This is a genomic window from Enterobacter sp. RHBSTW-00901 (genome assembly GCF_014103115.1).
Classification (GTDB): domain Bacteria; phylum Pseudomonadota; class Gammaproteobacteria; order Enterobacterales; family Enterobacteriaceae; genus Enterobacter; species Enterobacter cloacae_P.
The window spans coordinates 556,554-568,121 of sequence record NZ_JABXPB010000001.1 but is presented as its reverse complement, the minus strand read 5'-3'; the positions used below and the strand labels follow the sequence as shown (position 1 = coordinate 568,121).

Sequence of the window (11,568 nt, the reverse complement as noted above, 5' to 3'; positions counted from 1 at the left end):
CGGATCTAAGTCGTTGTGAGAAAAACAAAACGTGTCACCATAAAAGACATCGCGGAGCTGGCGGGGGTATCAAAAGCCACCGCCAGTCTGGTACTGAATGGTCGCAGCAAAGAGCTTCGCGTGGCTGAAGAGACGCGTGAACGCGTGCTGGCGATTGCAAAAGAGCATCACTATCAGCCCAGCATTCACGCCCGTTCGCTGCGTGATAACCGCAGTCATACCATTGGTCTGGTGGTTCCGGAGATCACCAACTACGGTTTTGCCGTGTTTTCTCACGAACTGGAGACGCTGTGCCGCGAGGCTGGCGTCCAGTTGCTGATCTCCTGTAGTGATGAAAACCCAGGGCAGGAGACGGTGGTGGTCAATAACATGGTGGCACGCCAGGTCGACGGGTTGATTGTCGCCTCCAGCATGCTCAGTGATGCGGACTACCAGAAACTGAGCGAGCAGTTACCCGTCGTTCTCTTTGACCGCCATATGAACGACAGTTCGCTACCGCTGGTGATCACCGATTCCATTCCCCCAACGGCCGAACTGGTGGCCGACCTTGCGCGGCAGCATCCTGATGAGATCTATTTCCTCGGTGGGCAGCCACGGCTTTCCCCCACGCGCGACCGTCTTGAAGGGTTTAAGCAAGGGCTGCGTGATGCCAACGTCGAGCTTCGCCCGGAGTGGATCATTCACGGTAATTACCACCCCAGTTCCGGCTACGAAATGTTCGCCGAACTGTGCGCGCGCTTGGGTCGTCCGCCAAAAGCGCTGTTCACTGCCGCCTGTGGTTTGCTTGAAGGTGTGCTTCGCTACATGGGCCAGCACAACCTGCTGCAAAGTGATATGCGGCTGGCCAGCTTTGACGATCACTATCTCTATGATTCCCTCACCATTCCTATCGACACTGTCCGTCAGGACAACCGTCAACTGGCCTGGCACTGCTTTGATTTGATTGGCAAACTGATCGAAGGAGAAACGCCGGAACCACTGCAGCGGAAGTTGAGCGCGACGCTACAGCGACGTTACAAAACGACAGCGTAAAAGATCACCGGCTGGCTGGATACTTCAATAACTTTAATTAATTAAAGCTCTGGATCAGCCGATAACCATAGGGAATATATTCCCTGAGGTACTGTCTATGTCGTTGAAAAAATCTTCCCTGATTATTTTGTTCTCCTTACTGTTCTTCTTTGTTGCGAGCACCATCACCAGCGTTGGGCTCATCATTAAAAGTAATAATTCACTGGATAATGTGAATAAAGAAATTCAGGTTGTCCTGTCTATTATTGACCCCATCAACCATAGCCGTACGCTGCGCGTCCGGGTGATGGAGTATGTGAAGATGGTGGAGGCGGGGGATTCAACGGATCAGCCCGCGAAACTGGCGGCGGTTAAAGAGGCACTGACAAAAGCGGATCACGCCTTTGCCGCCTTTATGGCCGCACCGCGCCTGGCGGATGAAGCACCGCTGGTAAGTGCCTATGAAGAGGCCTGGAAAACGTATCGCAATCAGGGTCTGGAGCCGTTAATCAACGCGGCGCAAGCCCATGATGTGGCGCAATTCAATACGCTCATTTCACAGGTTTCTCAGCTGGATCGGAAGTATGAAATTGTGCTCGACCAGGTGCTGACCGTTCATCAGAAATATGCCAAGAGCCTGAATGAAGATGCGAGCAGCAACTTCGTTTCGGGTCTGGCTATTATCGCGGGCTTTGCCTTCCTGTTTGTGGTGGTGATCATCGCGGTCAGCCTGCTGATGAAGCGCTTTGTTTTTGCCCCGGTGAACCTGGCACGCGAGCACTGTAGCCAGATAGCGGCGGGTAAACTGAACATTGCTGTACCCGTGAAGGGGAATTCCGGTAATGAAATTGATCACCTGATGGGGTCAATGGAGCAGATGCGCCTGGCACTGCTTTCTACCATTGCGCAGGTGCGTGACGCGAGCCACACGGTGACGCATGCCGCACAAGAGATTGCCTCCGGGAATATCGACCTGGCTTCACGTACGGAACAGCAGGCTTCTGCGTTAACCCAGACGGCGGCCAGTATGGAAGAGCTGAGCGCGACCGTTGCCAATAACACCGACAACGTACACCAGGCTGGAAAACTGGTTCAGGACGCGGTGAAAAATGCGCACACCGGAGAAGCCGTGACCCGCGAAGTCATTGAAACGATGAATACCATCGCGGGGAACTCGAAGCGCATTGAGGATATCACCAGCGTCATTAACAGCATTGCTTTCCAGACTAACATTCTGGCACTGAACGCCGCGGTTGAAGCGGCTCGCGCAGGTACGCAAGGGCGCGGATTTGCGGTCGTCGCCAGTGAAGTCCGTACGCTGGCACAGAAAAGTGCCGTTGCAGCGAAGGATATCGAAAATCTTATTGCCCAGTCGGTTGTCAGCGTGAAAAGCGGCACTGAGCTGGTCAATCGCTCCGGAGAGGTGATTGACGCGATTATTGCTTCAGTGAATAAAGTGAATACGCTGATGGAGCAAATTTCAGTGGCATCTGAAGAACAAAGCCGCGGGATTGGCCAGGTCGGACAGGCCGTCACGGAGATGGACGGGGTAACGCAACAGAACGCCGCACTGGTGCAGGAGTCTGCTGCGGCGGCGGCTTCGCTTGAGGAACAGGCTCAGCATCTGACGCAGAGTATTTCGAGCTTTAGCTTGCCTGCGCACGCGTGATCGGAGGGGGGGAGCGATCCCCCCATTTTTCCCACTCTTCATTATATTTTCATTTCCTCAGCAATATTTTCCCTGCTCATTCGTCTACCTCATCACAAGCCATAATCAGTTACTGTAAATGAGGAAAGACAATGAGAGATTTCGACATGCGTGGAAGAGGTCACGGACGGGGATTTGGCCGTCATCATATGGGCAAGGGCTTAGTGATTGGCGCGGTGATATTTGTGGCGCTGGGTTTGCTGGTCATGACCCTGTGGAACGCATTACTCCCGGCCATTCTGGGTGTGAAGGCCATTGGTTTCTGGCAGGCGCTGGGGATTCTGGTGCTGAGCCGAATTCTGTTCGGCGGTCTGGGTTTCCGCCCGGGGATGTTCGGTGCGCATCGCCGGATGCACGAACGCTGGATGAACATGACACCCGAACAGCGTGAAGCGTTTATCCAGCAACGCCGGGAAGGGTTTGGTCGCCACGGGCATTGCGGCTGGCGTGGCCACTGTGATGATAAACGGGATGAGCACGCCCCGAAAACGCCGGAAGCAGAGTGAGCGAGATGAAAGCCGGGGTGGCGGGTGAATCTTTGCTGATGTCGGCGCTTAATGCCTGCCGCTCCCGGCTGAAAGCCTTTATTCGCGGACGAACTTCCGTGCGCGATGATGCCGACGATATTCTGCAGGAAGTGACATATCAGCTCATGAAGGTGGAACAGCCGGTAGAGAACGTTGCTGCCTGGCTGTTTCGCGCGGCCCGTAATGAAATGACTGACCGGGCGCGGAAAAAGCATGAGGTCTCGCTCTCCGGCTACTTCACCGCGGATGGCGAAGCGGGAGCCCCGGAAGATGAGTTAGCGGAAACCCTGTTCGGTGTTCCGCAAACCCCGGAAGAGGAATACCTGAAAACGCTGCTATGGGAAGAGCTGGGGCAAGCACTGTCTGAGCTTCCAGCGCTTCAGCGTGAGGTCTTTGAGAAAACGGAACTTCAGGGCTACAGCATAAAAATGCTGGCAGACGAGACGGGGGCCAGCGAACAGGCACTGTTGTCACGTAAGCACAAGGCCGTGCTTTATCTCCGTGCCCGATTACGGGATGTCTATGAAGCATTGACCGGTGATTGATGCCAGACAATAAGCGGGCAGACAAAACCTTACAATGTCGAGCCTTGTAGATTCATTTCTATCGTTTATGATCGGGGCATCTCATTATTTTGGAATGTTATGCGCAACCGTCAGCTTCTGGGTAAATGGCTTTTGATAATCACGTGCCTGGCGATGGCAATCTGCCTGGTTCAGCGTGCGGTTTATCTTAACCACTTTTTACAGGGGCTGAACCCGCAGACGGTTCTGGTTGTCGATGCTCCGGCTCAAAGCGCTGATGCTGAGCAGTCAGGTCCATCCCCCTGCCAGTTAGGTGCGCATTCCCTTCTTTGTGCCCAGCCACTGTTCTTCGATGGCGCACTACCGGCCATCATTCTCTTCTTCGCATTGCTGCAACTGTTTTCCCAGGTGCGGGCATTTGTTGACAGAGCCCAGCCTGTTCAGGCTCCTCCACCACGAATACACCTCAAAAACTGCGTTTTCCGTGAATGAAAAACATCGTCATCACACGATAATTTTCACTATTCACGGAGTAAAACATGTTTAACATCTTCAGGGGATTTATCCTCCTGTTGCTGTCCTGCACTGGCATGGCCAACGCAGCAGACACAGGCTGGCTGACCTCCCCACAAAACGATCACGCCCGGATCCGCTTCCAGGCAGAAAAGGGCCAGGATCGTATCTTAGGCTTGCTCACCGTAGAGCTGCAGTCCGGCTGGAAAACCTACTGGCGCTCGCCGGGCGAGGGTGGCGTCGCCCCACAAATCCACTGGCCAAAAGAGGTGCGGGATACGTGGCACTGGCCTGTCCCTTCACGCTTTGATATCTCTGGTCTCACTACCCAGGGTTATCACGACAAGGTGATTATCCCGATGGTCATCACCGGGACAGATGCCGATACGCTGAATGGCACTCTCACGCTCTCAACGTGTAGTAATGTCTGCCTGTTAACGGACTACACGCTGCGTCTGGATTTCAACACCCCAGTAGATGAGGCTTTTCAACACGCTTTCGACAGTGCAATGCGCGCCATCCCGGGGGATTCGGGAATATCCTCAAACCTGTCTGCCTGGCTGTCTGACGGTAATCTGGTGATAACGGGAACCACGGACGGGGAGTGGAAAAAACCAGCGATCTACTTCGACCCGCTGGAGGGCGATATTCTTCCTGGCGATCCGGCTATCAGGCACGACGGTAATCAACTGCACGTGACGGTGCCGGTGACCGATGAATGGGGTGATAAGCCCGCCACGCTTAAGGGGAAAGCGCTCTCTTTTGTACTGACCAATGGCGATAACGCGCAACAAACCGTGATTACCGTCGGGGACGAGCCTCCGGGCCAGACGACAGCGGTTGGGATGAGTAAAATGCTGGCCTTCGCGCTGCTCGGCGGGCTGATACTAAACCTGATGCCCTGCGTACTACCGGTGATGGGCATGAAGCTCAGCAGTGTACTGAATGCCGGTTCGGATAAGCGGAAAATCAGATTACGCTTCCTGGCAACCAGTGCCGGTATCCTGACCTCCTTTGTGCTGCTGGCCGTGATGGTTTCCGCCCTTAAATTAACCGGAGCCTCGCTGGGATGGGGCATTCAGTTCCAGAGCCCGTGGTTTATCGGCCTGATGGTGGCGGTGACATTCCTTTTTGCGCTCAATCTGTTCGGGGTCTTTGAAATGTTGCTGCCTTCTGCGGCGATGGGGCGGCTGGCCACAACGGGGGGCGCGGGGCTTACCGGCAGTTTCTGTGAAGGTATGTTTGCCACTCTGCTCGCGACACCGTGTTCTGCACCGTTTCTCGGTACGGCAGTGGCGTTTGCGCTGGGCGCACCGTTACAGGAACTGTGGCTTATTTTTCTGACGCTCGGCCTGGGAATGAGTTTACCGTGGCTGTTTGTTGCGTTGATCCCTGAAACGGCCATGCTGCTTCCCAAACCGGGACGCTGGATGAATACGCTGAAGATCGTTCTCGGTCTTATGATGCTGGTATCCAGTCTCTGGCTGGTGACGCTACTCAATCTGCATCTGGGAGAAGCGCTCAGCCACATCATTATGTTGATACTGATTGTCATCGCGATCGTAGCGTACGCCATAGCAGGGCAAAGAACCTCGCCACTGTTCTGGTTCGTGGTGATCGCGTTGTCTGTTTTAGGGGGTTATCAGTTGCGCGGGTTGCTGACCACACCGGTACCCGGCACGCAAACTGAGGTTCAGGCGATCCCGTGGCAACCGTTAAGCGAGGAGGCTATCCAGAATGCTGTTGCGCAGGGGAAACGCGTCTTCGTGGATATCTCTGCCGACTGGTGTGTCACCTGTAAGGTCAATGAGCATCGGGTATTGAATCAGCCTGAAGTCATCGCGGCACTCAGCCAGCCGGATGTGGTTGCGCTACGTGGAGACTGGAGTAAGCCATCGACGGCGATCGCGGATTTCCTCGGAAAACGCAATCGCTACGCCATTCCGTTTAATGAGGTCTATGGCCCCGGCCTGGCTGATGGAGAAATTTTCTCTCCATTGCTTGATAAAAACACCGTTCTGACGACCCTGGACAACGCTAAAGGTTAAATGTGCTATGAAGAAAATCATGATTACGCTGATGTTACTCTTTGTGTCTACTCAGATGGTGGCCGCAGAGGTACAGACACCGGAACAGGAACAACGCGCTCAGAAGATCGTTTACGATTTCCTGTTTAACGATCCCAATTCACCGCGTATTGGGGCTAAAAATCCAAAGTTAACGCTGGTGGTGTTCACGGACTACAACTGCCCGTACTGTAAAAAATTCGATCCTTATCTTGAGAGGATCGTCGAGAAATATCCGGATGTGGCGGTGGTCTTTAAGTTTCTGCCTTACCGGTCAGAAAGTTCGGTGACCTCTGCACGTGACGCCCTGACCGTCTGGCGTTCACATCCTGAACAATTTATGAAATTTAACGATATCCTGATGGCAAAAAAGGGATACCACGATGATGCCAGTATTCAGGAGGCCAAAAAGCGGGCGGGGGTCAGTGTGACAACGCCTGATGCCGAGAGCCTGATGACGATCAAACGCAGCCTGCTCATTGCCGAAAAACTGGGTATTCAGGGAACGCCGGCAACGCTGATTGGCGAGGGGCTGCTTCCCGGCTGGGTTCCTTTTGAACAGTTCGATGAAATGGTCAGTGACGCGCTGAAAAAAAGTTGAATTGAGGGGGCGGCTAGCCCCCGATTATCCCGGAGAGGACAATGAAAAAATTACTGTTAATTTCGCTGCTGGTGACGTCAGGGCTGGCTCAAGCCGCTGAGGCCATTCCTGATGTTGTGAAGACGTTCAGTGAACAGCAAAACATTAAGATCATTAAGAAAATCGATGCGCCAGGTGGAGCGCCCGCCTGGCTTGGGCAATATCAGGACATGGGCGTTACGCTCTTTTTAACACCGGATGGAAAGCATGTGATTTCAGGCTATCTGTATGATGAAAAAGGTAAAAACCTTAGCGATGCGTATTTCCAGAAAGAGATCTACGCGCCGCTGGGGCGGGAAATGTGGAAACAGCTCAATGCAGCGCATCCGCTGAAAGAGGGGGCGGATACAGCACCGCGTAAAGTGTTCGTCTTTGCCGATCCATTCTGTCCGTATTGCAAGGCCTTTTGGGCCGAGGCGCAGCCGTGGGTGAAGGCGGGCAAGGTTCAGTTAAATACGCTGCTGGTGGCGTTTCTTAATCCCAACAGTGGCCGTAACGCCTCCGCGATCCTGAATACAAAAGATCCAGTTTCTGCCTGGAGAGAGTACGAGCTTTCTGGCGGGAAAACATTGCCTAAACCTGCGGGCGGAGCCTCACGTGAGAACGTGGCTGTGTTACAGCAGCACCAACAGTTAATGGACAGTCTGGGCGCAAATGCCACCCCGGCAATTTATTATCTGAATGCACAAAACGAGCTTCAGCAGGTGGTGGGCATGCCAGATGAGAAGCAACTCGAGGAAATGTTTGGGCCTAAACCATAATAAAATCAGGCAGAAGCAGGGCGCTTCTGCCTGATTTTTAATGCGTTAACTTCCCCAGCGATCTCTGAGATAGCTAACCGCGTCCTGAGTCTGGGGCTGGTTAAGATAATCTTCCCGGAACAGGATAGTACCGTTTACGCCGGGCAGGGAGTCATTCAGATCGAGCTGTTTTTTCAACTCCGGCACACCGCCATTCACCATCCAGTCCGGCTCATTTTTGGACGGTTCACCCACTTTATAGAACGCAATGCCGATATAAAGACGGGTATGGGTTGGTTTTACCACATCAGCCCACCATCTGGTCAGCACGTCATAACGCGCGGCGCTGCGGGAGAAAGGCCAGTAAATTTGTGGCGCAATGTAATCCAGCAGTCCCTGTTGTACCCACTGACGTGTATCGGCATAGGATTCATCATACGCAGCGGCTCCTCGCGTATCTGAGCCTGCCGGGTCAAAAGAGCGGTTACGCCATACGCCAGCCGGGCTGACACCAAACTCAACATCAGGCTTCAGCTGTTTGATAGCACTGGAAACCTGCACAATCAGCTGTTGTGTATTGTGCCGACGCCAGTCCGCTTTAGAGGCGAATCCCTGGCCATAGTGTTTAAACGTTTGAGTATCGTTCAGGGTTGAACCAGGCGTTTCGGAATAGAAATAGTCGTCAAACTGCACGCCGTCTATCGGGTATTGCTTAACAACCTCGCTGACAATCTGGGTTATCCAGTCACGCACTTCCGGAATGCCCGGGTCGAGGACAAAACGATCGCCAGAAATACGCACCCACTCCGGGTGCTGCACATAGACACTGGAAGGGTGCAATGACGATGTCCGGTTCAGCTCCGCAATGGTTGACGGCCGGGTGTTGGTCGATACCCGGTAGGGATTAAACCAGGCGTGCACTTTCATGCCGCGCTTGTGCGCTTCATCCAGCATAAACTGCAGTGGATCGTAACCCGGATATTCGCCGATGTTACCCGTCAGCATATCTGACCAGGGCAAAATTTTTGACGACCAGAGCGCTGTACTGTCAGGTTTCACCTGGAAAAACACGGTGTTGATACCGAGGCTTTTCAGTTTATCGAGTTTGTCTTTCAGCGCCTGTTTTTGCTGGCTGATACGGAGTTCAGCACTGCTGGCATTCACTGATGTGACCGGCGGCCAGTCAAGACGGGAGACGGTTGCCAGCCAGATCCCACGCATCGGTTCATTTGTCTGCCGGGAAGGTTGATTCACCGACGGGGGCGGAGTGACGAGAGACTTTGGTGGTTTTGAGGTGCAACTAGCAAGTAAAAGTGCGCAGCCAACAAACGCACCTATCCGTTTTACGTGTAGCGACATTTACGTATTAGCTCTTTGTGATTCGACTATGAGTCCAGGGATTAAAGTCGGGAACATCCGGTTCTTCGGTGGTGTTATCACTGAGAGAATCAAGATACAGCGCTTCAACTTCCGCACGCGCCCAGGGCGTTCGGCGCAGAAATTTTAAACTCGATTTAACGCTGGGATCGTTTCTGAAACAGTTAATTTTGATACGGTTGCCCAACTCGCTCCAGCCATATCGTGCAACCAGGGCATTTACCTGCATTTCCAGCGTTACGCCATGCAAAGGATCTTTAGAAATATGTGCAGTCATAGGCGTCCGGTTGTCTCATTTTTCGTGGGGTTAGGTTGAACGATGAAAGGGTACAAGAAAGGTGGAAAAGGGGCAATCATTGTCCTGACTGGCGGGTAATTGCCGCACAGTGACTCAGCTCCGTTTGTGAGTGATATTGCAGAAGTAAAAGGCTGGTCTATTCTAAATAACAGAACTTCGCTTATCTCGTGATCGTTGAAAAGTCACAATAATTTTGCGTTTCAGGCGGTGGAAATGAACAAAATCCAGCTCGCTTTATTGTCGTGTTTGCTGTCAGTATTATCATTTATCACGGTTGCCGCAGAACCACGTCTGGAGCCGACTGAACAGGAGCGGGCCCGAACGGTTTATATCTTCCACCAACCTGTTGTTATGCTTCAGGCGAAATTTGGCCTCACAACGCCAGAAGAACGCGTATTACGCATTCGCAATACGCTGCGACATTTCACTGAGCAGGATGTACGCGAACCGCTGAAAATTATACCGGTCACTCGTTACAACCAGCCGGGTCGCTTGATTGTCATGAACGGCAAGCCTGTTATGTTGCTTACACAAGCAGACCTTGATGAAGGTGACGATCTTACGCTTGATCAGGCCGCCCAGCGTGTGTTGACGCGTCTGGAGGCTCAACGAACGGCACTTCACGAGCAATATAATAGCGGCTGGATTGCGTTATCCGCCGTGAAAACTATCGCGGGTTTTCTGGCACTGGTTCTTTTCTGGTACGGTGCCTGGCGTTCCTGGCGCTGGGTGCGACGTTTTTACCGTCACCGCATTCTGGAAAGCCGCAGCATAATTCCTCAACGTTGGCGTAAGTTTGTTGGCGCGATTGAGACCCGGTTGTATGCCCTGTTAATGTTTTTGTCCGGTGCCCTGGGGTTATATCTCTGGTTGCGCTGGGCATTCAGTTTGTTCCCCTGGACGCGCGTCTGGGGGACATCATTGGGCGACTGGGCAGTGCGCGTTTTACGAGATATTGCGTTTTCTATTGCCTCTGCGCTGCCGGGGCTCATGATTGTTTTGATTATTTTCCTTATTACCGCGTTTATACTTAAACTCCTTAAAATCTTGTTAAATCAAGTAGAAGTAGGGGGATTGCAGCTTCCAGGTATCCATCCCGAAACCGTAGGTGCCACTCGCAAGCTGATTTCTGTCGGCGTGTGGTTGTTTGCCTTATCTGCGGCATATCCGTTTTTGCCGGGTGCAAATTCACTGGCTTTTAAAGGTATCAGCGTATTCTTTGGCCTGATGCTGACGTTGGGGTCAGCAGGGGTGATGAACCATGCCATGAGCGGGCTGGTGTTAATCTACTCCCGCGCGTTACGAAAAGGGGATGTAATACGGGTCGCGGATAATGAAGGTCTGGTCACGGAGATTGGCATGCTTGCGACCAAAATTCTCACACGGGAAAACTATATTGTTACGGTACCCAATGCTGTCGTCGTCAGCGGCAAAATAACCAACCTTAGCGCACAGGAACCTGATGCGGGGATCAATCTGACAGTTGGTGTGACTATTGGCTATGACACGCCCTGGCGGCAAGTTCACGCGATGCTGGAAATGGCCGCCAGACGGGCAAAATGCATCGACCATTCCCAACCACCTCTGGTGCGGCAGCTGGAGTTGATGGACTGGTACATCGCTTATGAACTTCAGGTTAAGCTGATACCCGGGCAAGCGCTCGCCGAGGCTCGTAATGAATTGCACGGCCTTATTCAGGACGTCTTTAACGAGTTTAATGTGCAAATTATGTCACCAAACTTTGTGATGCAGCCTGAAGGGACGGTAATCGTGGCTGAAGAAAACTGGTACGCAGCACCGGCTGAACAACCAGAACAGAAGTGATATCCGTTGCGTCCAAAAAATCAGGACAACTGACCTAACTTAGGTTGTATTAAAATTGAGTTTACTAATCAGATTGATATTATCCATCTGTTTTGAATAAATTTTCTTAGTCTAAATATAATATATCTCCCAGAGCACTTTATGAACCAGCAATGGAAGCGTGAGCCTATCCAATATCCTTTTTTCATTTAATACATCGACTTACAGGTGTGACCAGAGTGTATTGCAATTGGAAGTTGCTATAAAATTAGCAAACAACGTATTGAATATGCTGAATTTATTTAACTCGCTGTCAAAATATTGAACTATTGATAAGCACCATCTACACTGTAATTTCAGT

11 protein-coding genes are annotated in these 11,568 nt (G+C 52.3%); 9 read left to right on the top strand and 2 right to left on the bottom strand.

Annotation, left to right across the window (positions count from 1 at the left end; translation table 11 throughout):
• Positions 1-15 precede the first annotated feature (15 nt).
• From HV318_RS02835 to dsbG, 8 genes are all read left to right on the top strand, one after another.
• Complete coding sequence (locus HV318_RS02835; protein ID WP_182271460.1) at positions 16-1,032, top strand: LacI family DNA-binding transcriptional regulator; 1,017 nt, start codon at positions 16-18, stop codon at positions 1,030-1,032.
• Between the two features lie 97 nt (positions 1,033-1,129).
• Positions 1,130-2,680 (top strand): methyl-accepting chemotaxis protein, encoded by a 1,551-nt coding sequence (locus HV318_RS02830; RefSeq protein WP_182271459.1) that lies wholly within the window; start codon positions 1,130-1,132, stop codon positions 2,678-2,680.
• Positions 2,681-2,811: 131 nt separating this feature from the next.
• Positions 2,812-3,225 carry a hypothetical protein gene (locus tag HV318_RS02825; RefSeq protein WP_182271458.1) on the top strand — a complete coding sequence of 138 codons (414 nt, stop codon included), beginning with the start codon at positions 2,812-2,814 and terminating at the stop codon, positions 3,223-3,225.
• A gap of 5 nt (positions 3,226-3,230) precedes the next feature.
• Positions 3,231-3,791: an RNA polymerase sigma factor gene (locus HV318_RS02820; protein WP_182274514.1), complete on the top strand. Its 561-nt coding sequence runs from the start codon at positions 3,231-3,233 to the stop codon at positions 3,789-3,791.
• A 99-nt stretch (positions 3,792-3,890) separates the two neighbouring features.
• The gene (locus HV318_RS02815; RefSeq protein ID WP_182271457.1) at positions 3,891-4,262 is read left to right on the top strand and encodes a hypothetical protein; all 372 of its coding nucleotides are present in this window, start codon (positions 3,891-3,893) and stop codon (positions 4,260-4,262) included.
• Between the two features lie 47 nt (positions 4,263-4,309).
• Positions 4,310-6,331, top strand: coding sequence for a protein-disulfide reductase DsbD family protein (locus HV318_RS02810; RefSeq protein WP_182271456.1), 2,022 nt, complete (start codon positions 4,310-4,312; stop codon positions 6,329-6,331).
• 7 nt (positions 6,332-6,338) lie between these two features.
• Complete coding sequence (locus HV318_RS02805; protein WP_182271455.1) at positions 6,339-6,950, top strand: DsbA family protein; 612 nt, start codon at positions 6,339-6,341, stop codon at positions 6,948-6,950.
• 41 nt (positions 6,951-6,991) lie between these two features.
• Positions 6,992-7,750 (top strand): thiol:disulfide interchange protein DsbG, encoded by a 759-nt coding sequence (dsbG, locus tag HV318_RS02800; RefSeq protein ID WP_182271454.1) that lies wholly within the window; start codon positions 6,992-6,994, stop codon positions 7,748-7,750.
• 45 nt (positions 7,751-7,795) lie between these two features.
• Here dsbG and HV318_RS02795 read toward each other — a convergent pair whose 3' ends face one another.
• Together HV318_RS02795 and HV318_RS02790 are read right to left on the bottom strand one after the other, a co-directional pair.
• Positions 7,796-9,088: a glycoside hydrolase family 10-like protein gene (locus HV318_RS02795; RefSeq protein WP_182271453.1), complete on the bottom strand. Its 1,293-nt coding sequence runs from the start codon at positions 9,086-9,088 to the stop codon at positions 7,796-7,798.
• A 7-nt stretch (positions 9,089-9,095) separates the two neighbouring features.
• The gene (locus HV318_RS02790; RefSeq protein WP_182271452.1) at positions 9,096-9,383 is read right to left on the bottom strand and encodes a VF530 family protein; all 288 of its coding nucleotides are present in this window, start codon (positions 9,381-9,383) and stop codon (positions 9,096-9,098) included.
• Positions 9,384-9,617: 234 nt separating this feature from the next.
• Between HV318_RS02790 and HV318_RS02785 the strand changes: the two genes are divergently transcribed.
• The gene (locus tag HV318_RS02785; protein WP_182271451.1) at positions 9,618-11,228 is read left to right on the top strand and encodes a mechanosensitive ion channel family protein; all 1,611 of its coding nucleotides are present in this window, start codon (positions 9,618-9,620) and stop codon (positions 11,226-11,228) included.
• Positions 11,229-11,568 lie beyond the last annotated feature (340 nt).